This window comes from Pedobacter sp. Bi27, from assembly GCF_918698255.1.
GTDB lineage: Bacteria > Bacteroidota > Bacteroidia > Sphingobacteriales > Sphingobacteriaceae > Pedobacter.
On sequence record NZ_CAKKMW010000002.1, the window covers coordinates 124,671 to 149,276 of the forward strand.

Annotated in this window: 24 protein-coding genes; 15 read left to right on the forward strand and 9 right to left on the reverse strand. The window is 38.4% G+C overall.

The window, feature by feature from the left end; all coding sequences use genetic code 11:
* Positions 1 to 388: 388 nt before the first annotated feature.
* From LQ227_RS05910 to LQ227_RS05950, 9 genes are all read left to right on the forward strand, one after another.
* Positions 389 to 1,537 carry an iron-containing alcohol dehydrogenase gene (locus tag LQ227_RS05910; RefSeq protein WP_230145851.1) on the forward strand — a complete coding sequence of 383 codons (1,149 nt, stop codon included), beginning with the start codon at positions 389 to 391 and terminating at the stop codon, positions 1,535 to 1,537.
* 143 nt (positions 1,538 to 1,680) lie between these two features.
* Positions 1,681 to 2,394 (forward strand): gamma-glutamyl-gamma-aminobutyrate hydrolase family protein, encoded by a 714-nt coding sequence (locus LQ227_RS05915; protein ID WP_230145849.1) that lies wholly within the window; start codon positions 1,681 to 1,683, stop codon positions 2,392 to 2,394.
* Between the two features lie 111 nt (positions 2,395 to 2,505).
* The gene (locus LQ227_RS05920) at positions 2,506 to 3,870 is read left to right on the forward strand and encodes an aldehyde dehydrogenase family protein (protein WP_230148665.1); all 1,365 of its coding nucleotides are present in this window, start codon (positions 2,506 to 2,508) and stop codon (positions 3,868 to 3,870) included.
* Positions 3,871 to 3,873: 3 nt separating this feature from the next.
* Positions 3,874 to 4,263 carry an STAS/SEC14 domain-containing protein gene (locus tag LQ227_RS05925; protein WP_230145846.1) on the forward strand — a complete coding sequence of 130 codons (390 nt, stop codon included), beginning with the start codon at positions 3,874 to 3,876 and terminating at the stop codon, positions 4,261 to 4,263.
* Between the two features lie 363 nt (positions 4,264 to 4,626).
* Positions 4,627 to 6,576 carry a beta-N-acetylhexosaminidase gene (locus LQ227_RS05930; RefSeq protein WP_230148667.1) on the forward strand — a complete coding sequence of 650 codons (1,950 nt, stop codon included), beginning with the start codon at positions 4,627 to 4,629 and terminating at the stop codon, positions 6,574 to 6,576.
* Position 6,577: 1 nt separating this feature from the next.
* Positions 6,578 to 6,970 (forward strand): ACT domain-containing protein, encoded by a 393-nt coding sequence (locus LQ227_RS05935; protein WP_256450259.1) that lies wholly within the window; start codon positions 6,578 to 6,580, stop codon positions 6,968 to 6,970.
* A complete protein-coding gene (locus tag LQ227_RS05940) occupies positions 6,970 to 7,440 on the forward strand; it encodes a CYTH domain-containing protein (RefSeq protein WP_230148671.1) in 471 nt (156 codons plus the stop codon). Before LQ227_RS05935 ends, LQ227_RS05940 begins: the two co-directional genes overlap by 1 nt.
* A 207-nt stretch (positions 7,441 to 7,647) precedes the next feature.
* On the forward strand, positions 7,648 to 8,112 hold the full coding sequence (locus LQ227_RS05945; protein ID WP_230148674.1) for a BON domain-containing protein: 465 nt from the start codon (positions 7,648 to 7,650) through the stop codon (positions 8,110 to 8,112).
* Between the two features lie 7 nt (positions 8,113 to 8,119).
* Entirely contained in the window at positions 8,120 to 8,542 is a 423-nt protein-coding gene (locus LQ227_RS05950) for an SH3 domain-containing protein (protein ID WP_230148676.1), read from the forward strand.
* 51 nt (positions 8,543 to 8,593) lie between these two features.
* On the opposite strand, the gene LQ227_RS05955 is transcribed toward LQ227_RS05950, so the two are convergent.
* The 4 genes from LQ227_RS05955 to LQ227_RS05970 all read right to left on the reverse strand — a co-directional run bounded on the left by LQ227_RS05955 (position 8,594) and on the right by LQ227_RS05970 (position 12,967).
* Positions 8,594 to 9,229: a response regulator transcription factor gene (locus LQ227_RS05955; protein WP_230148678.1), complete on the reverse strand. Its 636-nt coding sequence runs from the start codon at positions 9,227 to 9,229 to the stop codon at positions 8,594 to 8,596.
* Between the two features lie 518 nt (positions 9,230 to 9,747).
* Positions 9,748 to 10,716 carry an FKBP-type peptidyl-prolyl cis-trans isomerase gene (locus LQ227_RS05960; protein ID WP_230145838.1) on the reverse strand — a complete coding sequence of 323 codons (969 nt, stop codon included), beginning with the start codon at positions 10,714 to 10,716 and terminating at the stop codon, positions 9,748 to 9,750.
* Between the two features lie 199 nt (positions 10,717 to 10,915).
* Complete coding sequence (locus tag LQ227_RS05965) at positions 10,916 to 11,911, reverse strand: FKBP-type peptidyl-prolyl cis-trans isomerase (protein WP_215125285.1); 996 nt, start codon at positions 11,909 to 11,911, stop codon at positions 10,916 to 10,918.
* Positions 11,912 to 11,956: 45 nt separating this feature from the next.
* Complete coding sequence (locus LQ227_RS05970) at positions 11,957 to 12,967, reverse strand: bifunctional oligoribonuclease/PAP phosphatase NrnA (RefSeq protein WP_131027875.1); 1,011 nt, start codon at positions 12,965 to 12,967, stop codon at positions 11,957 to 11,959.
* A gap of 242 nt (positions 12,968 to 13,209) precedes the next feature.
* On the opposite strand from LQ227_RS05970, the gene LQ227_RS05975 reads away from it, so the two are divergent.
* The 3 genes from LQ227_RS05975 (at position 13,210) to LQ227_RS05985 (ending at position 15,022) form a co-directional block, all read left to right on the forward strand.
* Complete coding sequence (locus LQ227_RS05975; RefSeq protein ID WP_025144153.1) at positions 13,210 to 13,629, forward strand: nucleoside-diphosphate kinase; 420 nt, start codon at positions 13,210 to 13,212, stop codon at positions 13,627 to 13,629.
* A gap of 135 nt (positions 13,630 to 13,764) precedes the next feature.
* On the forward strand, positions 13,765 to 14,538 hold the full coding sequence (locus tag LQ227_RS05980) for an FKBP-type peptidyl-prolyl cis-trans isomerase (RefSeq protein ID WP_230148680.1): 774 nt from the start codon (positions 13,765 to 13,767) through the stop codon (positions 14,536 to 14,538).
* 310 nt (positions 14,539 to 14,848) lie between these two features.
* Positions 14,849 to 15,022, forward strand: a complete 174-nt coding sequence (locus LQ227_RS05985; RefSeq protein ID WP_230145836.1) for a hypothetical protein — start codon at positions 14,849 to 14,851, stop codon at positions 15,020 to 15,022.
* 103 nt (positions 15,023 to 15,125) lie between these two features.
* Here LQ227_RS05985 and LQ227_RS05990 read toward each other — a convergent pair whose 3' ends face one another.
* Both LQ227_RS05990 and LQ227_RS05995 read right to left on the reverse strand, forming a co-directional pair.
* Positions 15,126 to 15,416 carry a DUF721 domain-containing protein gene (locus tag LQ227_RS05990; RefSeq protein ID WP_230145835.1) on the reverse strand — a complete coding sequence of 97 codons (291 nt, stop codon included), beginning with the start codon at positions 15,414 to 15,416 and terminating at the stop codon, positions 15,126 to 15,128.
* The gene (locus tag LQ227_RS05995; RefSeq protein ID WP_230148682.1) at positions 15,409 to 16,512 is read right to left on the reverse strand and encodes a DNA replication/repair protein RecF; all 1,104 of its coding nucleotides are present in this window, start codon (positions 16,510 to 16,512) and stop codon (positions 15,409 to 15,411) included. Before LQ227_RS05995 ends, LQ227_RS05990 begins: the two co-directional genes overlap by 8 nt.
* A gap of 105 nt (positions 16,513 to 16,617) precedes the next feature.
* On the opposite strand from LQ227_RS05995, the gene LQ227_RS06000 reads away from it, so the two are divergent.
* Together LQ227_RS06000 and LQ227_RS06005 are read left to right on the forward strand one after the other, a co-directional pair.
* The gene (locus LQ227_RS06000; RefSeq protein WP_230145833.1) at positions 16,618 to 17,025 is read left to right on the forward strand and encodes a hypothetical protein; all 408 of its coding nucleotides are present in this window, start codon (positions 16,618 to 16,620) and stop codon (positions 17,023 to 17,025) included.
* Between the two features lie 123 nt (positions 17,026 to 17,148).
* Positions 17,149 to 17,814, forward strand: coding sequence for a tetratricopeptide repeat protein (locus LQ227_RS06005; protein ID WP_230145832.1), 666 nt, complete (start codon positions 17,149 to 17,151; stop codon positions 17,812 to 17,814).
* Positions 17,815 to 18,682: 868 nt separating this feature from the next.
* On the opposite strand, the gene pth is transcribed toward LQ227_RS06005, so the two are convergent.
* The 3 genes from pth to LQ227_RS06020 all read right to left on the reverse strand — a co-directional run bounded on the left by pth (position 18,683) and on the right by LQ227_RS06020 (position 21,152).
* Positions 18,683 to 19,243 (reverse strand): aminoacyl-tRNA hydrolase, encoded by a 561-nt coding sequence (gene pth, locus LQ227_RS06010; protein ID WP_230148685.1) that lies wholly within the window; start codon positions 19,241 to 19,243, stop codon positions 18,683 to 18,685.
* Between the two features lie 225 nt (positions 19,244 to 19,468).
* Positions 19,469 to 20,053, reverse strand: a complete 585-nt coding sequence (locus LQ227_RS06015; protein ID WP_131027883.1) for a 50S ribosomal protein L25/general stress protein Ctc — start codon at positions 20,051 to 20,053, stop codon at positions 19,469 to 19,471.
* Positions 20,054 to 20,210: 157 nt separating this feature from the next.
* A complete protein-coding gene (locus LQ227_RS06020; protein WP_029278327.1) occupies positions 20,211 to 21,152 on the reverse strand; it encodes a ribose-phosphate pyrophosphokinase in 942 nt (313 codons plus the stop codon).
* A 370-nt stretch (positions 21,153 to 21,522) separates the two neighbouring features.
* Between LQ227_RS06020 and LQ227_RS06025 the strand changes: the two genes are divergently transcribed.
* Complete coding sequence (locus LQ227_RS06025) at positions 21,523 to 24,549, forward strand: DUF2723 domain-containing protein (RefSeq protein WP_230145831.1); 3,027 nt, start codon at positions 21,523 to 21,525, stop codon at positions 24,547 to 24,549.
* The last annotated feature ends 57 nt before the right edge of the window (positions 24,550 to 24,606 follow it).

Here is a 24,606-nt window from a genome sequence, read left to right on the forward strand (position 1 = left end):
CATCGTCATTCCCAACTTGATTGGGAACCACGGAGTGCTCATGAATGCCGTTGAATTAACGAAAACTTATGAATAATCCTAATGCCTTGGCAGGGTTTATAGGTTGCATTAAGATTCCCGCCTGCGCGGGAATGACGACCGTTTTTTTAAAATCTGTGATTGGTAACTTGGTTCAGAATCTTGATATTAACACCCAACCTTATGTGACCTCAGGTGCCTAAGGTGGTAAAAAAATAAAAACAAAGTAAAATGTTGACCATCTAAGTCACCTTAGAACACCTTAGCTAACTGTATATTAGTTAGGTTTTTAATAAACAGTAAAATAACAACTCATCCTTAGTTGCACTCAAACACCTAAGGTGGTTAAATAAAAGAAAAATTAGTTGTCATGATATTTGATAAAATCCATCAGTTTAATTTCCCTACAACCATTCGTTTTGGTGCTGGCGCAGTAAAAGAGTTGCCCGCCTACTTAAGCAAAAACAATTTAAAGGCCCCATTAATTGTAACCGACCCCACCATTGCGCAACTTCACTTTTTTAAAACCATTGTTGAAGATTTAAAAGCAAAGGGTATTGCTGTCGAGGTTTTTAGCGACGTCCACAAAAACCCGGTAAAAAGTGATGTTTATAAAGGTACTGATGTTTGGGATGCTACAAATCGCGACAGTATAGTTGGTATTGGTGGTGGTGCAGCTTTAGATGTTGCCCGTGCAATTGTACTCCGTGTTAATCACCGCGAGGATTTATTCAAGTATGATGATTTAATCGGCGGCGATGTCTACGTAACGAACGATGTTCCACATTTTATCACCATCCCAACCACATCAGGTACAGGAAGTGAGGTTGGCCGCAGCGCAATTATTGCCGACGATGAAACCCACCAGAAAAAAATCCTGTTCTCGCCAAAATTAATGGCGCAGATCGTATTTGCAGACCCCGAGTTAACCATGGATTTGCCGCCCTTTATCACTGCCGCAACAGGTATGGACGCATTGACACATAATATGGAAGCTTATCTGGCTAAAAATTTCCACCCGATGTGTGATGGAATCGCGCTGGAGGGAATTTCATTGATCAAAGATGCACTGGAACGGGCAACCAACAATCCCGATTTAGAAAGCCGTAGCAAAATGTTAATGGCTTCGATGATGGGCGCAATTGCTTTTCAAAAAGGCTTGGGTGTAGTGCATTCACTTGCGCATCCGCTTTCTTCTTTGTTAGATACCCATCACGGATTGGCTAATGCAGTGAATATTCCTTACGGTATGCAGTTCAATGTTGCTGGCTTTGAAGATCGTTTTAAAAAAATTGCCCGTACGCTGGATCTCAAAGATGAAAATGGTGAGGCTGTTGTAAAATATCTGTTCGATTTAAATACGAAAGTGAATATTCCGCATAAATTGAGTGATATTGGCGTTAAAAATGAACATATAGAAACACTTGCCGATTTAGCCTTTGCAGATTTTGCACATCCAAACAATCCTAAACCGGTAAGCAGGGAAGATTTTAAACAATTGTACTTAAATGCGTTATAGATTAGAATTAAAAGATTACGTGATTTTAGGATTACTAAACCATTAAAATCAGTGTAATCTAAAAATCGGTGTAATCATCCCCGAAGGAAAAATAGGTGTAATCATCCCGAAGGAAAAAAGATAAATCAGTGGAATTAATTAATATGTCTGATAAAATAATAATTGGTGTTACCGACTGTAGCAAATTCAACATCTATCGGGATTGGGTTTTATCCTACAACAAAAATGTGGAGGTAATCCAGCTCGGGTACAAGCTCAACAATTTCGACGAGATCAGAAAATGTGATGGGATCGTTTTAACTGGAGGAGAAGACGTTCATCCCCGTTTTTATAATCAGCCCGAATACTATCCTTACTGTTATGATGATGATATTGACGAAAAACGTGACGAGTTTGAATTTAAGGTTTTAACCTATACCGAAGCCAATTCTGTCCCTGTTTTGGGCATTTGTAGAGGCATGCAGGTGGGTAACGTATTTTTTGGCGGAACTTTGATTCCTGATATCCCAACCTGGGGAAAATTCGATCATTCAAAAATGCACGATAAATCTGACCGATATCACGAAATTATCATCAATCCTTCCTCGTGGCTGAACCAGATTGTGAATACCGATAAAGGCCTAGTGAACAGTAACCATCACCAAAGCACCGATAAAACAGGGAAAAGTTTGGTGGTGAGTGCAATATCACCAGATGGCGTTACAGAAGCCATGGAGCGGGTGGAACCGGAAGGAAAATCCTTTTTGTTATTTGTACAATGGCACCCTGAACGATTAAAAGACCAGCAAGGCCCTTTTAGCAAAAACTTACACGAGGCTTTTATTAATGCGATAAAATTAAATATCAACCACAGATAAAAAGGATAAACACAGATTGTAAGTATTAAGCTAATTTAGGATGTTAGTCCTAAACCCTTTTTAAAAATCTGTGCTCATCTGTGAAAAATCCGTGGTAAAAAAATGAATAACATGCAGATCATCAACCCGGCAACAGCAGAAATTATTACAAGTTTAGCGGAAGATAACTCATCTACGCTCCAAACTAAATTAGATACTTTAAAAAAAGCTCAACCACAATGGACCAACAAAACCCTTAGCGAAAGGATTTCGGTTATTGCTCGGTTTAGTGATTTAATGGAGGCTGAAATAGAAGAATTGTCATCGGTATTAACCAGCGAAGTAGGCAAACCACTCCAACAATCGCGCAACGAAATTAATGGTGCAAGAGCCCGCATCAAATGGATGTTGATCAATGCCGAAAAATACCTGGCCAATGAAATAATGACCGATGAACCAGGACTCAAAGAAATCATTAAATACGAACCCCTGGGTGTAGTTTGTAATATCTCCGCCTGGAATTACCCTTATCTTGTTGGGGTAAATGTATTTATCCCAGCTTTATTGAGTGGCAATGCCGTAATGTACAAACCCTCAGAATATGCCACCTTAACCGGAATCGAGATTGAAAAAATGTTAAAAAAAGCTGGGGTACCCGATGATGTTTTCCATATCGCTGTTGGTGCAAAAGAAACGGGAGCGGCATTATTAGAAATGGGTTTTGATGGTTATTTTTTTACTGGCTCCTATAAAACGGGGAAATTCATCTACGAAAAAGTAGCAGCAAAAATGGTTCCCTGCCAATTGGAATTAGGCGGAAAAGATCCGTTGTATATTGCCGAAGATGTAACCGATGTTGCTTCTGCTGCGGTTGGTACCGCTGATGGTGCTTTTTACAATAACGGACAAAGTTGTTGTTCAGTTGAGCGCATTTATGTGCATGAGAAAAATTACGAAAATTACTTAAATGCCTTTGTTACCGAAGTTAAAAGCTGGAAAATGGGCCAACCAACAACCGATGGCGTATATATTGGTGCTTTAACACGGAAAGAGCAGATTTTGGTATTGGAAAACCAAATTAAGGATGCCTTAAGTAAAGGTGCAACATTATTAACTGGCGGAAAGGCCATTGAGGGAAAGGGCTATTATTTTGAACCAACAGTGCTAACAGATGTTACCAATAATATGCTGGTAATGCAGGAAGAAAGTTTTGGACCGATTATCGGAATTATGAAGGTGAAAGACGATGCAGAGGCCTTAAATATGATGAAAGATACAGATTATGGCTTAACGGCATCGGTTTATACGGCCGATCAGGCAAGGGCTGAAAAAATACTATCTCAGCTTGACGCGGGTTCGGGTTATTGGAATTGCTGCGACAGAGTGAGTGCAGCATTGCCATGGAGTGGAAGAAAATATTCGGGCATTGGGGCTACATTATCGCATCAGGGATTAAGAGCTTTTACTAAACCAAAAGGCTATCATTTAAGGGGATAATAAATGGAAAACGATAGCGACAAACAACTTATTGAAGGCGAAATTGCCGATTATTTGTTAACAGATGATGGAATACTCATTTCGTACAGTAAAAGCATTTTACGTACAGTAGAAAATATTGCGGCCAATGTTGAACTGGTGAAGAAAATTACGGGGAATAAGAAAGTTCCATTGTTGATTTACTTAAAAAGCTCTCCTGTTCCAGACAAAGAAACACGAAAGTTTTCTACGGAGCAATTGCCTCAAATTTATACGGCGATGGCGATGGTTTCGAAACCCGGTTTAGCCCAATTGATTATGAAAATCCTGTTTAAGTTTCAAACCCCTCCTATTCCAATTAAATCATTTACCGATGATGAGAAAGCTATGGAATGGTTGAAAAGGTTTTTGTAGTTTACGAGAAATCGTCATTGCGAGAAGGCTTTTTCAGCCGACGAAGCAATCTTACGATCGCTTCCAGCGTGCGCTTTAGATTGCTTCGTGCCTCGCAATGACGACCGATCTTTAAAATCCGTCATTGGTAATGAAATGAAGTTTCCTGAGTAGACAGATTTTGCCATTAAGTCTTCGACTCTGCTCAGGCTGACAAATCTCTAATAATGCCATAAATTCAATAACGATTTTATCCAAACCAAACGTTATGTGCTCCGCGCTTTGCTTCTTGAACATTTCCTTCCACACAAATACCTCCGATTAAAATCTTTTTTAATAAATTGCGGATTATACTTATTCGGTTAACCCGCTTTAATTATTTTAATGAAAAAATTATTCCTGATTATCTCCTGCTGTTTTTTTGCAGCCAATACCTTCGCTCAGTCTATAGTTACAGAAACTGAAATCGGCGATTCCGAAAGCGCAGTTGTGCAAACACCAATTGCCATCATCCCCGAACCTGTATCCTTAATGAAAAAGGCAGGTACTTTTACGTTGCCAGAAAATGTAACCATCCAGACTGTTAAAAGTGGAGAATTAAAACAATCTATCGCTTACCTTTCTGACCGGATTACTACTGCTACAGGCAAATTTGTAAGCACAGTAAGTAATTCAAGTCACCCGACTATTAAACTGATCTTAAACACCCAGGAAGATACTCAACTCGGTAAAGAGGGCTACAAATTAAATGTTAACCCTACCCAGGTGGTCATCACAGCAAATCAGCCTGCAGGTATTTTTTATGGAGTCCAATCGCTTCTTCAACTTTTTCCGGCCGAAATAGAAAGCAAGGAACTAGTAAATAATATCAAATGGAAGGCGCCTTGTGTTGATGTGGTAGATTATCCGAAATTAGGATGGAGAGGTTTAATGTTCGATGTAGCCCGTCACTTTTTCACCAAACAGGAGGTAAAGCAGTTTATTGATGATATGGTACGCTATAAATTTAACCTCTTGCATTTACACCTCGTAGATGATGAAGGTTGGAGAATTGAAATTAAAGGCTTGCCTAAATTAACTGAAATAGGTGCTTGGAGCGTTAAAAAAACCGGAACTTTCGGCGATTTCATCCCACCTACCGCTGATGAACCTCGCACCTACGGCGGTTTTTATACACAGGATGATATTAAAGAGCTTGTTCAGTATGCACAAGAACGTTTTGTAAACATATTACCAGAAATCGATGTTCCGGGGCATAGTTTAGCTGCCATTGCCTCATACCCAGAATTATCATGCACACCAGATGCAGTTAATTATAAAGTTCGCTCAGGCGAGAAAATAATGGATTGGAGCCGTGGTGCTCCACCAACAGCTTTGGTTGATAATACGCTTTGCCCGGCAAACGAAAAAGTTTATGTGTTCTTAGATTCGGTACTTACCCAGGTAGCTAAACTTTTTCCTTTCGAGTACATCCACATGGGTGGCGATGAAGCCCCTCATAATTTCTGGGAAAAGAACGATCAGGTTAAAGCCTTAATGCAACGAGAAGGTTTAAAAACCATTCCACAGGTTCAGGCATATTTTGAAAAACGTGTAGAACAGATCGTAATTTCGAAAGGTAAAAAGTTTATGGGCTGGGACGAAATTTTAGAAGGTGGTGTATCGCCAACAGCAGCCGTAATGAGCTGGAGAGGAATGAAATATGGTATCCAGGCCGCGAACGAAAAACACAATGTGGTAATGAGCCCTACTGATTTTGCATATCTGGATTATATGCAGGCGGATCAGATTACCGAACCAAAAGTTTATGCCTCGTTAAGGTTAAATAAAGCCTATCAGTTTAACCCCGTTCCAGCGGGTGTAAATGCACAATATGTGATTGGTGCACAGGCTAACCTTTGGACAGAACAGGTATTTACTTTCCGCCAGGTAGAATATATGGTTTGGCCACGTGCATTTGCCATTTCAGAATCGATCTGGAGTCCGATTGAAAAGAAAAACTGGGCAAATTTCGTTGATCGTACACAACAGCATTTCAAACGATTAGATTTCTCAGAGATTAAATACTCACCTGCTATTTACGATCCGATTTTTACAGTTAAACGCAGTGCAGATAAACAGTTAATGATCGAATTGACGCCAGAAATAGATGGTCTGGACATCTATTATAGCTTCGACAACTCTACTCCCGATCGCTTTTACCCGAAATACACAGCCGCATTACAGGTGCCAAAAGATGCCAGTATGTTACGTGTAATTACCTATCGTGGTAAACAACCCATTGGAAGATTGATCAGTATGCCTATTGCTGACCTGCAGAAAAGAGCAAGATAAAATGACAGGGGAAAAAAGTTTAGCAAAACTGCTTAAAACAATGAAACCGGTGCATAACCCTGGCGAATTTGTATTTTGTAGGGTTGAACATCCAAACACAATAGATATTAACCTGGCGATTTGTTTATTCAAAGAGCAGGAGGCAACCACGGTGGTCTTAAAAAAAGAAATTGCAGATCATTTGGGTCTTGAGTATACTTTTATCGCTTCCTGGATCACATTAACCGTACACTCTTCTTTAGAAGCCGTAGGTTTAACAGCAGCATTTTCAGCTGCACTGGCCGAAAAAGGCATAAGCTGCAATGTAATCGCGGGCTATTATCACGACCATATATTTGTGAATGTGAAAGATAAGGAGGCAGCGATGAATATTTTAGAACAACTCTCCAAATAATGGGAAAAGAAATAGAACGGAAATTTTTAATCGATCATCAAAGATGGGTCAACCTGAGCAAACCAGAGGGAAAGCTTTTTAGGCAAGGCTATCTGCTTACGGATAAAAATAAAACCATACGTGTAAGGGTAACAGAAACCAAAGGCTTTTTAACCATAAAAGGTCAAACAATAGGGGCCACGCGGATGGAATATGAATATGAGATCCCTGTTGCTGAAGCCACAGAATTATTGGATAATTTCTCTTTATCTGAGCTTTCGAAAGTCCGTTACGAAATCCCGTTTAGCGGCAAACTATGGGAAGTAGATGTATTTTTAGGCGATAATAAAGGCCTGATTGTTGCTGAAATTGAACTTGACAGTGAAGACGAAATATTTACTTTGCCAGATTGGGTAAGCAGAGAAGTTACCGAAGAAGAAAAATATTATAATTCCAATCTAACTGTAAAGCCATTTAAAGACTGGATTTAGCATAACCTATAGACCTTGCAAGTTTGAAAACTTGTGAGGTCTTTTTATATACAGCGTTTTTTTATATAAATAATTAATAGATTTTACTTTCTAGTTAAACGCATTTCATATATTAGCTTTATCGAAGTCATCCCACCGATTAAAAAGGAAATTACTTTAATTTCTAAGCATTGTATTGTCAAATAATATCAATATAAAACCAAAAGGATGAAAACAACTAAATTATTAATGAGCATGGTTATTGCAACTACACTATTCTTTGTAGGCTGCAAACCAAATGATGCGGCCATCCAAGCTGCAATTCAAGCCAAAGAAGCGGCAGGTATTAAGGTGGCCGTTGCCAAAGGCGAAGTAACTTTAACTGGTGAAGTTGATGATGAAGCCACAAAGGCCAAAGCAGAAGAAATTGCAAAGGCAGAAAAAGGAGTGAAAGCTGTAATCAACAATTTAACAGTTAAACCAGCAGATGTACCAGTGGTAATTGCCGAAAACTCTGCTTTAATTAAAAATGTTGCTGATGCGACCAAAGATTTCCCAACGGTGAAAGCTGAGGTTAAAGACGGTGTAATTCTCTTAACCGGGGAGATTAAAAAAGCCTCTCTAATAACTTTAATGCAACATTTGAGTGCATTAAAACCTAAAAAAATCGACAATAAATTAACCATTAAATAACCCCACCATGGCATTAGCAGATAAATATAAAGCACTAACTGACGCAGCAACTGCGGCAGGCATAGCAGATTTAGCAGTAAGGGAGCAGGATGGGATTTTATACATAGATGGAACCGCTGCCGATGGCGCGACTAAAGACCACCTTTGGGAAGTTTACAATCAGATTGATCCAAATTTTACTTCAGGTGATCTGGTTCTGAATGTAAACGTGGCCATTGATGCAGCCGTTACGCACGCAAAAGTTATCACAGAGAGCAGTAATCTAAATATCCGTAAAGGTCCGGGAACCGATCAACCAATTGTAGGTAAGGCTGCGCATGGCGAAGTAATTACCCTTGTAAACAGAAGCAACGATTTATGGTGGTTGGTAAGAACTAACGATGGAGAAGAAGGCTATTGTTATGCGCAATATTTAGAAGCGCAGGCTTAAAAATGCGAACAGACCTCACAGGTTCTGAAACCTGTGGGTTCTGTTTTAAAATTAAATCAGCTGATGCTCATGCGCAAAATTCAGCAAACCAACAATCGATTTAACGCCAGTTTTACGCCATATATTTTTACGATGGGTTTCTACTGTATGTTCCGAAATAAATAACATCCTGCCAATATCTGCAGACGTATATTCTTTGGCAATCAACCTAATAATTTCAACTTCTCGGGGTGACAAAACATTCGCTTCTTCTGTATGGTTTTCACGCTGGTAACCATTAATAAATTTAGCCGTAATGGAATTTTGTATATAGGTTTCGCCGAGCATAACCTTATTAATTGCTTTATGCAGTTCGTGAAACTTTACATTTTTTAAAAGATAGCCATTTGCTCCAGACTTGATCATTTTCGAGATATTGATAAAATCATCCTGCATAGAAAGTACAATAACTTTAATTTTGGGGAATTCTCTTTTAATCAATTTAGTTAAATCAGCTCCGACCTTCTCGCTAACACTAACATCGGCAAGCACAATATCTGGCGTTTTAGTCCTGATCAATTGTACGGCAAGTGCAGCAGAATTGGCCTCGCCAACAACAACAATGCTTTCTGAATCACTTAGAATGGATTCAACATTATCCATTAATGCATCATAATCGTGAATTAAAAAGACCTTGATCTTCTCCATAAAGTTTAGTTTAAACGTTAACCACTTTCACCAGAAGATCAGGCAAACAGGTTGAAAAAGATTTTAAAACAAAAAATTTAACATCTTTAAAACCTACCAAATATTCTATCAACAGCTTTAAATCTTATGTTTTTAACTAAGGTAGATAGCAACTTCTTTTGGGTAGCCTCAAATAAATCATTAACCTGCCTTTCCATGGTGGTTAAATAAGGCCATTGGGAGGTATTGGGGTTATTTTTGCATGTAGGGCCACGATGAGAAGCCATTACATGCCTGCAATATCCATCCTTTATAAACAGATTGAAAAATATGCTAAACAGCATCAATTTCAGGTCCAGAAACGTAATAGTCCTGTTTGAGCACATAATGAAAAAAAAAGAATAAAAATTTGTTTTGTTAGTCTAATTTAAACAAAAATTTTATTTTGTCGCCCATAATTATCAATTTCTTAACACAAAAAAGCGCAAAGCCAGTATTAAATTTTACTGATCCTTGCGCTTTTATGTTATGCTAAGTATTTACTTGCTTAGTGGTGTTGCTGCATTTGGTTTAATAATACCTTTCAGTTCTACATCGAATACCAATGGCGTAAACGGATTAATTGGTCCGCCACCATTTTCTCCGAAACCCAATCTCGATGGCAAAATCATTTTGATCTTACCGCCCACACCAATAAGTTGGATCCCCTGAATAACGCCTTGCGGCAATTGTCCTAATGGTAGGCTGCGCGGCACATATTGTACACTTTCTGAGAAGATTCCAGCTTCTTTTGCGATTTTAGCATTCGAAGTATCAAAAACATTTAATGTTCCATTCGATTTTTTATTGGTAAACTGACCTGTGTAGTCCATTAATACCGTATCGGTTAAAGTTGCTCTTTCAGAATTACCCGGAGCAGAAATTACATATTGTAATCCAGATGGCGCAGTAGTTACCTTTAAATCATTCTCAGCCACGTATTTTGCAATTTTAGCAGGCTCTACCACTTTATTTTTTTCATTTAGCGCTTTGTATTCCGATTCAAAGAAAAGTCGTTTCTTCGCTTCGAAAATAGAATCGGGATCTTTTCCTTTATGCAATACTTTCTCAATTTTAATGGTGAAAGAAGCAATGTTCGATTTTAGTCCTTTTGGCTTAGGCTGGCCTGAATATTTCTCCATAGAATCTAGGTTCAATTTAAAAACTGCACTGTCTCCTTCACCAAGCAGTTTCAATCCTGAAGCTAAATCGCCTTTAAACATCGATTTGCTAATGGCAAAGAAAGCCGGACGCTCATTATCGTAAGTATTTACCATTACCGAATCGGGATTGGTATTGGTTTCTACCGTTTGAACACCATTTAACTTTACATAATCGCCATCCTGAATTTTCGGCTTACCGTCACTTTTATAGATCTTGTAAGTCATATCTCCTTCACCTTTTTCGAATTTGTTACATGCAGACAGGCCTAGGGCCGCCGCCAAGAGAATAATAATTCCGTTCCTCATTTAAATTTTATTTATTAAAAAACAGTAGTTATATCTTTTTCAAAATGCCCACTATTTTATTAGATCACTACAAAGATAGGTTATAATAAGTTTTTATAAATCTTTGAAACGTTTTATTTCTTGGCTCAGTATTAAAAAATAATAAACAAAAAAAATCCTGCTTAAATAATAAGCAGGATTTTAAAATATTTTTAAGAAATTATTTTTTAACTACTGGAGCAGGCATTTGAACTGGAGCTGCTGCAGCTGGTTTTCCTTTGATAATATCTTTGATTTCTAAATCGAAAGCAATTGGGCTGAAAGGCATGATGCCTACCTGAGGTGCACCTTGCTCGCCATAACCTAAGTTAGAAGGGATGATCACTTTAATTTTACCACCTTTACCAATTAACTGTAAAGCTTCAGTAAATCCTGGGATTGTACCGCCAACTGGCATTTTTTGAGGACCGTAAGGTTTACCTGGTTTAAATTCGTTTTCTGCTTTAGCCAATTTCTCATCACTTGTATCGAAGATTTTGTATTTACCATCTTTACCTTTTTTAGTTACTCTACCAGTATAATCAATTAATACAGTATCGCCTAAAGCTGGTTTTTCTGCACTGCCTGGTTTTTCTATAATGTAGTGTAATCCACTTGCGGTAGTTTTGGTTTCTAATTTAGTATCTTCTAAATAGCTTTTTAATTTAGCAGGTTCAGCAGCTTTCTTTTTTTCTGAAGTAGCCTTGTAATCAGCCTGGAAAAACTCCTGTGCCCTTTTGTTAAAAGTAGAATCAGCTTCGCCAGTTTTTTTCTTGAATACTTTTTCGATTTTCACCGTAAAAGTGATGTACTTATCATTTTTGAACTGCTCTGGTTTAGGTTGTTTACTATGAAGTGCCATAGTATCTAAGTTTACTTTAAAAGTAGCGCTATCGCCTTCTCCAAACAATGTTAAAACATCGTTCATATCACCAGCGTACATTTTTTTCTGTGCAGGAAATACTGCAGGAGTTTCGCTATCGAAAGTGCTTGATAAAACTGAATCTTTATCATTTTTCTGAATAAAATTCATTTTAACGATATCGCCTTCTTTGATTTTCTCGTTACCTGCCGAGTGGTGAATGGTATACAATAACCCACCGGCTCCCTTTTTCTCTTTGTTACATGCCGCTAAACCTAAGGTGGCTGCTGCTAGAATAATAATTCCTTTTTTCATTTATTTAATTTGACTTTTTTAAGTTTATTGTTTTATTTCTTGTGTTTAAGCAATCAATTGTTCTTTATATTCTGCTAATATCGTTTTAAATTCGTTTACTACATCAGCTAAAGGTTTTTCTGCTGCGCCACCTGCTGCATTTCTATGCCCACCACCGTTAAAATACTTTTTACAGATTTCGTTGGCCGGAAAATCGCCTGTAGACCTAACAGATAGTTTAACTTTATCCGGACGCTCAATAATTAATGCGGCTAAACGGATGCCGTTAATCGATAATGCATAGTTTACCACGCCCTCCGTATCGCCAGTTGCGCTATGGTATTGTGCCAGTTCTTCTTTTGTAACCGAAATAATGGCGGTATTGTATTCCCTTATAACTTCTAACTTGTTTGACAGGCAATAACCCAAAAAGCGCAAACGGTTTTCGCTCGCATTATCGTATACCAATTGATGAATTTTCCAATGCTCTGCACCAAGATCTATCAGATCAGCTGCGATACGGTAAACATCGGCTGTAGCTGATGGGAAACGGAAAGATCCAGAATCGGTCATGATACCAGTGTACAAACAGGCGGCAACATCTTTATTGATGCCAGCTTTATCCTCCAATTGGTTAACAATAAAATCGTAAACCAACTGGGCAGCAGCACAGGCGTTAATATCCCAATGGCGGTAATCATCAAAATCCTCAGGTTCGAGGTGATGATCGATCATGATTTTTTTTGCTCCTGCTGCTCTAACCAATTCGCCCAATTCATTAATCCGGCTTAGGGTGTTAAAATCTAGGCAAAATATGAGTGAAGCTTCATCCACTAACTTGGCCGCCTTTTCTTGCTCTTCTGTAAAAATAATTACATCGCCATTATTTGGCATCCAATGCAGAAAGGTAGGATAATCTGTTGGTGTGATTACCTTAACATGATGGCCTTTTTGAATTAAATATCCATATAACCCCAGAGATGAACCCATCGCATCGCCATCGGGTTTGTGATGCGTGGTGATCACAATTCGTTGTGGCGTAGCCAATAATGTTTTTAATTCAGTTAGTGTAAGCATATATTTTTTGCGCTGCAAAGCTAAGTAAATTTAGATTAGGATTAAAGGATTTTAGGATTAGTAGGATCATAGTTTTAAAAGAGATGGGGATTAACAGGATTATACAACTTAAAAAAAGCTCAGTTAGCCATTTGAAGCCTAATTACCCACTACTAATCTCGATTCGCGACCGAAAAACAATGTTTATTGATTATTCATCAATTAAAACGTATTTTTGCAAAAAAATTGATATCAAAAGCACAATGAGCACTAACAGAACTTTTACCATGATCAAGCCTGATGCAGTAGCAAACGGCCATATCGGATCGATCATTAACGACATTACAAATGCTGGTTTTAAAATCATCGCATTAAAATATACTAAACTTACAGATGAAACTGCTGGTCAGTTCTATGCTGTTCACGCTGAGCGTCCTTTTTACAAAGATCTAGTAAGCTTTATGTCTTCAGGACCTATTGTTGCTGCTATTTTAGAAAAAGACAACGCCATTGAAGATTTCAGAAAATTGATCGGTGCTACCAACCCAGCTGAGGCTGCAGAAGGAACTATCCGTCAGAAATATGCAAAATCAATCGATGCTAACGCGGTTCATGGTTCAGATTCTGATGAGAATGCAGAAATTGAAGGTAACTTCTTCTTCAAAGCAGACGAACGTTTCTAGTTTCCAACACAAAAAACTTACAATAAAACCCCGAACATTCGGGGTTTTATTGTTTTATCTATTTTGTATCTTTCGGCCTTAAAATACAATCCACCATTTTAAACCTGTTGGAATTAATTACACATAAAATAATCAATGAAAAGAATTTTTTTAGCGGTATGTCTATCCGGTATCGCTGCAGCATCTTATGCACAAACCAAAACAGCAGCAAAGAAACCTGGTGCCAAAAAACCAACCACAGCCGCAAGTAAAACATCAACCTTTACAGCTGGTTTAAAATCTACTTTAGATTCTACCAGTTATGCTTTCGGTACTTCTATCGGCGCGGGATTAAAAACAACTGGCCTTTCTACCTTAAATTACGAAGTACTGTTAAAAGGACTAAAAGATGCTTTTACAGGAGGCAAGGTTATTTTAACTCAGCAGCAGGCACAACAATGTATTAATGAGGCATTAGCCAAGGCATCATCAGTAAAAAACAAAGCTGAAGAAGCAGCAAATAAAATTAAATATGCACCAATTATGAAAGAAGGACAAGATTTCTTAGAACAGAACAAAAAACGTGCAGGTGTACAAACAACTGCAAGCGGCTTACAATACGAAGTTTTAACTGCTGGTACCGGCGTTAAACCACAGGCTACCGATTCGGTACTGGTTCATTATAAAGGAACATTATTGAACGGAAAACAATTTGACAGCTCTTATGATAGAGGCGAACCAATTTCTTTCCCATTAAACCAGGTAATTAAAGGCTGGACAGAAGGTGTACAATTGATGCCTGCCGGTTCGAAATACAAATTTTTCATTCCATATGATTTAGCTTACGGAGCGCGTGGTGCAGGACAGGATATCCCTCCTTATAGCACTTTAATCTTCGAGGTTGAATTGTTAAAAGTGAACGGGAAATAAAAATTTCTATTTGTGCAGTCGGATGTTACCATCTGACTGGTAATGAAATTAAATGACGATTTTTAAAGAAAAATATGCAGCCAGATGTTATCACCTGGCTGTTTTTTTTGAACTGAAATTGAAACAGTTCTTTCAAAAAGCATGTTGAATACCGTGTCAGATGGTAACATCTGACACCACAAAAAAGCAGATTTGGCTATTGTGAAAGATGGTAACATCTTACACGGCGACCAGAACGATTCCAGGCAAATAAGTCGTTTACTAAAACTTTCTCCCGTATTCAATGTTAGCTATTACAAATAACATGAATATGAAAAAAGCATTCCCTTTAGTACTAATCGCATTTTTATGCACTACCTTAAGCAGTTGTGAACTAGTAGAAGGTATATTTAAAGCCGGCGTTTGGGTGGGCGTAATTGTAGTTGTAGTAGTGGTTGCACTGCTGATCTGGATTTTATCGAAGATATTTGGAGGAAGGGGCTAGTTTTTCAGTCCAAAGTCTTGAGTCGGGAGTCTAAAGTCGGGAGTCTTAATCCTAATTAAAATATTAAGGGTATAAGTGAAAACCTTAAGCCCTTTTATTACGTCTATAAAAAGATCATATCGGTAATTACCTCGGCGCCAGCGTGTTCATTCAGTTTTTGGATAATGCCCTGGCGTACCATAACCAATTCATTTTTGATTACCGAAGATTCGATGCGTAGGAACAATTTCTTATCGTGAATGTAGATCTGCTTGGTCCTGTTGGCTATGGCAGTGCCCATAATCTCTGGCCAGATAGACAAGATCGAAGTTTCGTCGAATTTACGGCGCAAACGGTATACATCCAGCATTTTGCTGATGGCATCTTTTACTGTAACATCATTGGGTTTACGCATTTTGTATAGTTCCGTTATCTACTTCGAACAAAGTTACATCAACTTCTATTTTTTCAAAAATTGATTTTACCCTTTCTCTTCCTGTATCTGTAATAAATATCTGCCCAAAATCATGGTGGGAAACCATTTGCATCAATTTTTGAACGCGGTTATCATCCAGCTTATCAAAAATATCATCCAACAAAAGCAAAGGTTTAAATCCTTTGTTTTTGGCGAGGTAAGCATACTGGGCAATCTTCAAAGCAATTAAGAAAGACTTTTGCTGACCTTGTGAGCCAAACTTCTTTAAAGGCATTCCGCTGATCACAAAAGCCAGTTCATCTTTATGTATACCAGTTGTGGTACGCTCCAGTACACGGTCTTTCTCTACCGATTTCCTTAACAGCTCTTCGAAAGTAGCCTCATTCAATTGCGATTGATAATTCAGTTCTACAATTTCTCTGTTTTCGGTAAGGTAGGTATAATATTGGTTAAACAGCGGAATAAACTCATCCATAAATGCCTTACGGATAGTGAATATCTTATTGCCGGCTATAATCAATTGTTCATCCAAAATTTCAAGCAGCGTAGGATCGTACTTTCTGGTAATCGCAATTTGTTTTAGCAAAGCATTCCGGTTTAACAAAATGCGGTTATAGGTAATCAGTTGATCCAGATAATGTGCGTCAGTTTGCGAAATAACATTATCAATAAACTTTCTCCGCTCCTCGCTGCCTTCCATAATCAGGTTTACATCATAAGGAGAAACCATTACTACCGGAAAAAGGCCAACATGATCAGCAAGTTTATCGTATTCTTTTTTATTGCGTTTAAACTGTTTTTTTTGGTTGCGTTTTACCCCGCAGGAAATTTTTTCGTTTTTTTCGTTACGATCAAAATCACCCTGGATCATGAAAACCTCTTCATTGGTTTTGATCTGCTGGCTATCGATGGGATTAAAGTAACTTTTACATAGACAGAGGTAGTGAATGGCATCGAGCATATTCGTTTTGCCAGAGCCATTATTACCCGTAAAAACGTTTACCGTTTCCGAGAAATGGAGATCTGCATCGGTATAGTTCTTGAAATTTAGAAGGGTAATATTTTTTAACCACATAAATATGTCACAAATTTACCGTTTTTTAGCCTCTTAACACCCATTGTTTAAAATAAACGTTAATAACACTTAAAAAAATTGTACTTTCATAGCAAGGAAAATTAGATGGTTGCACAAAAAATGTTAGAAGGGAATGTTCTATGGTCTTACGATCATGAACTAACCAATGAAGAAAGTTCGAGCTGGGTTAAAAAAATCGCAGGCTTATTTTCGTTTTTAAAGCCAATTCACAATCACGAAGGCAATATCCTATTGGCCTCGAATGGTCTTTTCATCACCGGAGATGAACAATTGGAACTCCCATTGTCACATATAGAAGAAGTTTACATGGGCTTCGACGATTTATTTCCAGCTTCATCGGCAAAAAACTTCGGCGCATTCTGGCAACCCATCAGAATTAGATCTACGGTGAGCCGCTCTGAAAGTCAAACGGTGTACCTGGTGATTAACCACACTGGTATTTTTAGCGACAACCAAACCTGGTTTAACACACTGATTAGCTTGTTACGCTAATTATCGCGATGATTTTATAATCTGTATGCCTAAATAACTAATGTTTAATCAAATACTTCAAAATAAAGATTGATACTTTGATTGAAAAATGTATTTTTGCAATCTTAAATTTTTTAAACAAACATGTCTACAACAGATAACCAGACAATTCAACCAACTAAAAAAGGTTCATTTTTACAAGAGAATAATAAGAGCTTACTGTTTATTGCAGGTGCTGTAGTTTTATTAGTTTTAATATATCTTTGGTATCAAGGCGTGTATTTAAAAGGTCGTGCTGAAGAAGCCGCTAGCAAAATGTACAAAGCAGAACAATTTGTTGGTGTAGATTCATTATCAAACAAAGCTGTTAAAGGCGAAGGTGGTTACCCGGGCTTAGAGCAGATTGCTAAAGAATATGATAACACAAAATCGGCAAACTTAGCTAACCTTTACTTAGGTGGGATTTACTTGCGTAAAGGCGAATACAAACAAGCTATAGAGGCATTAAGCAAATATAGCGCTACCGGCAGCCCAGTTGCAGATCCACTGGCTTTAGGCTTATTAGGTGATGCTTACAGCGAACTGAAAGACTTTAAACAAGCGGCTACTTACTATAAAAAAGCGGCAGATAAAGCAAGCAAATTTACTTCACCAATGTTTTTGAAGAAATTAGGATTGGTTAACGAAAACCAAAATGATTTTAAAGGTGCTGTTGATGCTTATACTAAAGTAAAAACACAATACCCTGAGAGTGCAGAAGCGCAATTAATTGATGCTTACATTGCAAGAGCTCAAGAAAAAGTTAAATAATCATTAACTAAAACATATTTATGAAAAGATCATCGAAAGATGGTCTTTTTTTTTGTTTAAAAGTTTTTCGTAATTGCGATCGTTGGTCCTTCGACCAAGTTATTAATAACAGATGCCTATAGAAAGATCGTCATTGCGAGGAGGAACGACGAAGCAATCTTTCATGCTAGCAATCCTTGCTATAAAGATTGCTTCGTCGGCTGAAAAAGCCTTCTCGCAATGACGATAATCTTAGGGGATTTATTTCCCTTAAATTCTTCTGTCATTTATATTGATTTTTATAGAATAAATTAGCCATCAGGATGACACTCACCTATTCCGTGTTTGGTGGCCCACCAAACAATAGACATCCTCATCCACTAAATCATTATTTTTTTTCTGGAAATCAGCTGCAGAGGCTTTTAGGCTTGTGCAATCCCGCTCTATGTTTTTTCCGATGCGATTTAGTTTTAAAACCAATTTGTTGGTAAAGCATCGGAACCACTTCGATCGGGTTTAGGTGGCACAGCCAGCAATACTATTTGGGGTTGCATGGCGCAGAAAAAGCAATTGCCTTTATCGACCTGTTTCACATCAGAGGGTACGTGAGGACACACGCTGGACTAGGAAAAGAAAATTTATATAAAACTACGCTATTCTACCCTCAATAGCAGCATAGACACTGCCTTTTAGACCTGATTGAAATGGAAAGCCCGCAAGCGAGGTACGAGTGCGGACTTGCAATGAAAAGCAGGACGAACATTAAAAAGAACTACTGCAATTGCTCTTCAAATGATCTTTTTTGGACTATATTACATTGAGATTTAAATTATAAAAGATCCTTCGCTGCGCTCAGGATGACAGCATGGGCAGCTAACCAATTAACTACCTATTTATTAAAAGCCGTCATGGTGTGTGCCGGCCCAACCGTTACATAACTTTTAATCAGCTCTACGCTTTTATCAATCAACGCAGGGAGTTCTAATTGCTCATTTTTATCAAATAAACCCAAAACAAAATCAACTTGCCTACCTTTCGGATAATCGCTGCCGATACCGAAGCGCAAGCGTACATAATTTTGTCCGCCACAAACCTCTTCGATGCTTTTTAAGCCGTTATGACCAGCGCTAGAGCCCTGTAGCTTTAACCTTAACTTACCGAGAGGCAGTGCAAGGTCGTCAACAATCACCAAAACATTTTCTGGGGCTATTTTTAACTCCTTCATCCAATAGTTTACGGCTTTACCACTTAAGTTCATAAAAGTAGTCGGTTTAATTACATGGAGTTTGCGCCCTTTAAAACTTACTTCTGAATAATAAGCCAAACGGATATTCTCGAAACTTCCATCTAAATTTTTAACCAGTTCATCGGCGATATCAAAACCAATGTTATGCCTGGTATGTGCATAATCCGGTCCGATATTCCCTAAGCCAACTATAAGATATTTCATGGGAGCAAAGGTAGAAGCTTAAAGCGAAAAGACCAAAGACTAAAGCGAAAAGTCGGGAGTCCATGCCGCAAATTTAACTCCATTCATTTTCAAACAGTTTTTTAATGAATGGATGGGCGGTTAGCGTTGGGCGATTAGCGGATTAATCTTGATGTAAATAAAAAAAGCGTTCCGACCTAAATCGAAACGCTTCATCTTGAAATCAAGAAATCCTAAGAATCCTGATTATTTTTTACCTTTAGCAGCTTCAGTTTCTGCTTGTTTTAATGCTCTAGACATTGCAACAGAAACGATAGTATCTTCAGGAGTGTTAGTGATTACGTATTTCTCGCCTTTAAGATCGCGAACACGGAATAAACTACCTACTTCTAATTTCTCTAAGCTTACTTCTACGTTTTGTGGCATATCAGCTGGTAATGCTTTAACACGTAGTTTACGTAATTTCTGGATTAATTTACCCCCCATTTTAACACCTGGAGAAGTTCCTGTTAATTTAACCGGGATCTCCATAACGATTTCTTTCTCGTCAAACAACTGAAGAAAATCGATGTGCATTAATACGTCGGTAAGTGGGTGAAATTGAGTGTCTTTTACGATAGCTTTAGTTTTAGTACCGTTAACATCAATCTCCACAAAGTTTACATCCGGGGTATAAATAACATCTCTTAAGTCAGCAATAACTACAGCAAAGTGTTGTTGCTCTTTTCCACCATACAATACCGCCGGAACTTTACCTTCGTAACGAAGTTCCTTGGCATCGCGTTTCCCTACGTTCTCTCTTGGAGAACCGCTAATTGCGATTGTTTTCATTTTATTTTTATTTTATATTTATTAGTAGCAAGTATTAAGTATCGAGTATCAAGACCTTAAGCCTTCAACCCGCTACCTTCAACCTTATTTAAACTCTTTTTTATTGTTTGGCGATCTGCGGCTGGCGTTTTAAGCGCTCATCGCAATACGCTCAACGTTATACTCTAAACAGATCACTAATTGAGCCGTGCTCGTTTACATTGGCAATTGCCCTTGCAAATAAACTGGCTGTGCTTAGTACCCTAATTTTCGGACTTTCCTGTTTCAACGGGATGGTGTCCGTAACGATTAACTCGGTTAATACCGAATTTTCTACCGTTTCTATTGCTTTGCCTGATAATACTGCGTGTGTACAAACCGCTCTAACACTTGCGGCACCGTTTTCCATAATCAAAGCCGCAGCTTTTGATAAGGTTCCTGCAGTATCGCAAATATCATCTATCAATACTACATCCTGTCCGGTCACATCACCAATAATCGACATCGATTCGATTTCATTGGCACGTTTACGGCGTTTATCGCAAATAATTACCTCAGCATTAAAAAACTTGGCAAAAGTACGTGCCCTGTACGAACCGCCCATATCTGGCGATGCGATAGTTAAGTTTTTTAAGCCTAAGCTTTTGATATAAGGTACAAAGATTACCGATCCATCTAAGTGATCAACCGGGATATCGAAGAAACCCTGTATCTGTGCAGCATGCAAATCCATCGTCATGATGCGGTGGATACCTGCTGATTTTAATAAGTTAGCCACCAATTTGGCACCGATTGCTACACGAGGTTTATCTTTTCTATCCTGACGGGCCAAACCATAATAAGGAACAACTGCGGTAATATAATGTGCCGATGCTCTTTTAGCCGCATCAACCATCAGCAAAAGTTCCATTAAATTATCACTTGGCTGATAAGTAGACTGAATTAGAAAAACATCACTACCACGGATTGACTCATCAAAAGAAGGTTGAAACTCTCCATCACTGAATTTGTGAATGGTTACGCTACCAAGTGGCTTGCCGTAATGTTCGGCAATCTTAAGTGATAATCCCTTAGAACCTGTTCCGGAAAAAAGCTTTACCGGGTTAAACTGCAATGGCATGGGTTCGTGTAGTTTACGGTTAAAAAAAATCGGATCATGTCCATTTAAAACATGATCCGACATTAAATTTTAGTTGTCCGACCTGGATTCGAACCAAGACAAACGGTACCAAAAACCGTTGTACTACCCTTATACTATCGGACAAAAACTTATCAAGGATATTCTCCTCGAAAGGGAATGCAAATGTAGGAACCTTATTTTAAATATGCAAGAGTGATTTTAAAATATTTTTAATTTCTTTCCTGCTGTTCCTGTTTGCGATGCAAAGATAAAAAAATCATCATATAGCGTGCAACATTTTCTTTTTTTATGCGACTTTTTTTACTACGAACCACTTAAATCATTTATTATCAAAGACTAAAATTAAACTATGAATTACTCAAGGATCAACACCATTGGAGGCTGGCTCTGTTTTATCGTTGCCGCGCTCACCTATATCTTAACTTTAGATCAATCTGTAAGTTTCTGGGATTGTGGCGAATTTATTTCTTCGGCTTTCCGAATGGAGGTCGTTCACCAGCCCGGTGCTCCAATAGTTTCCATGATCCAAAGATTGTTTTCGGCACTCGCTTTTGGTGATAAAACCAAAGTAGCTTATTTTATGAATGTGGCTTCGGCTCTGGCAAGTGCAGGTACCATCCTCTTTTTGTTTTGGACAATTACCGCGCTGGCCAAGAAAACGGTCATTAAAAAAGGTGAAGAAATCACCAACCAAAAAATCATCGGCATTATGGGTGCAGGTTTTGTTGGGGCTTTGGCTTATGCCTTTTCTGATAGTTTTTGGTTTTCGGCGGTGGAAGCAGAGGTTTACGCCATGTCGTCGCTTTGTAGCGCTATTGTATTTTGGGGCATATTAAAATGGGAATCGCAGGCTGATGAACCAAAATCAGACCGGTGGCTGCTTTTTGTGGCATACATCATGGGCATCTCTATCGGTGTACACATCTTAAACTTGCTAACCATCCCTGCATTGATATTTGTTTATTATTTTAAAAAGAACCCCTCGCCCAATTGGCAAAGCGTGTTAAAAGTATTTCTTATTTCAATCGCTGTATTGGCAGTGGTACAGTTCGGCATCATTCAGTACGTGGTATCTTTTGCGGCAAATTTCGATTACTTTTTCGTGAATACAATGGGCCTGGGTTTTGGAACGGGCATATTATTTTTTGCCATTTTAGTGATTGGAAGCCTGACTTATGGCATCCGCTATTCCATCCTCAAACATAAAAGGGTATTAAACCTGGCCATGTTGTTCACTGTTTTGCTTCTATTTGGATACAGTTCTTTCGCCTTACTCATTATCAGGGCACAGGCCAAACCAAATTTAAACAATACCGATCCAGAGAATGCTTTTAATTTTCTGAGTTATGTAAACCGTTCGCAATACGGAGACAGGCCTTTGTTATATGGCGAAAATTATAATTCAGAAAAGATCGACATTAAAGAAAGCGGAAAACTTTACAGAAAAGGAGAAACAAAATATGAATCAGCAGGAACAAAATCTGACTATGTTTTTGGAGATAAAACTTTAGCTCCACGCATGTACAGTGACAAACCCGAACACATTAGGTTTTACAAAAGTTACATGGGTTTTGATGATGAGCATAAACCAACCTTGATGGACAACTTAAAATATATGCTCTCTTTCCAAACGGGACAGATGTACATGCGTTATTTTATGTGGAATTTTGTGGGCAGGCAAGACAATGAAGACGGGCAATTTGGCGGGAAAGATGGCAATTGGCTCAGCGGCATTAAACCTTTGGATGCAATCAGGCTTGGTGATCAGAAAAACCTTCCGCCATCCATTGTAGAAAACAAAGCGTATAACAGGTTTTTCTTTTTGCCGCTGATTATCGGTTTGATCGGCGCGGTTTGGCACTTTAAACGTAACCAGAAGGATGCGGGCGTTATCGGTTTATTATTCGTTTTCACTGGAATTGCCATTGTAGTTTATCTGAACTCAGTTCCGATTGAGCCACGCGAAAGGGATTACGCCTATGTGGGTTCGTTTTATGCTTTTGCGATCTGGATCGGTTTAGGTGTATTTGGATTAAAAGACTTTATCTTCAAAAAACTAACGCCCGTGCGGGCGAGTATTTTTGCTTCGATTATTGCCTTATTCGGTGCTCCGATTATTATGGCCAACCAGGGATGGGACGATCACGACCGTTCTGATAGCCATGTAGCTAGAGATATGTCTGTCAATTACCTAAAATCGTGTGCGCCCAATGCCATTTTGTTCACTTATGGCGACAATGATACCTACCCGGTTTGGTACGCGCAGGAAGTAGAAAACATCCGTCCGGATGTGCGTGTGGTAAACCTAAGTTTATTTACTGCCGATTGGTACATAGACGGTATGAAAAGAAAGCAAAATCAATCAGCGCCGCTTCCTTTAACGATTAATCGCAATCAATATGTTGCTGGTACACGCGATATTATGTATTATCAGGATTATAAAATTGCCCAGCATATCGAATTACAGGAAATTTTAGACGTACTTCTATCCGATCATGATGAAGATAAAGTAACCATGAACGATGGTTCTAAATACAATGTGCTACCAACCAAAAACCTTAAACTGGCGGTAAGTCCGCAACAGGTTTTAGATACCGGAACCGTGCCCAAAGAAGATGCAGGCAAAATTGCTAGCAGTATGGAATGGACTTTTACTCAAAATTATGTTACAAAAGGGACATTGGCCTTATTTGATATTTTAGTGCACAATAATTGGGAGCGACCGATTTATTTTACTGGGGCAATGCCAGATGAGCAATACGTTGGGCTAAACAAATACCTGTATGTGGAAGGATTGAATAAAAGGTTATTGCCTTTGAAACCAGATACTGCAATTACACAAGATTTTGACCGCGTAAACCTGAAACCGATGTACAACAATATGATGAATGTATATGGTTTTGGCAATATTAAATACGCCAACCATTTAGATAGGCAATCTGCTGATGATGTAACCATGTTCTCGAACATGTTTAACGGTTTATTAACCGGCTTGATAAACGAAGGTAAAATTACTGAAAGCAAAAAAGTGGCTAATAAATATTTTGAGGTAATTCCTGCTAAATTCTACAGTATGCGCCAGGTAATGAGCACTTATTATTTCACTGAAAACCTTTATCGTTTAAATGATTTAAACCGTGCAAATGCGATGATCAAAAAAACTGCCGATTACGTGAACAGGGAATTAACCCATTTTGCTGATGTTTCAGAAAGCAAAAACCAGCTATCATCTGAGCAGGATGTACGTTTCTACCTTGGCTATTTAGGACAAATGGTAAAATTAACCGAGGTTTTTAAACAAGCTGGGCTAAGCAAAAGCCTTGAAAAAAAATATAATGATCTGATTGTAAGGTTTACCCCATTTGCAGCGGGTTAAGCTAAAAACATTCTAAATTTTAACCCATAAGCAGATTTCACCTTTCTGCTTATGGGT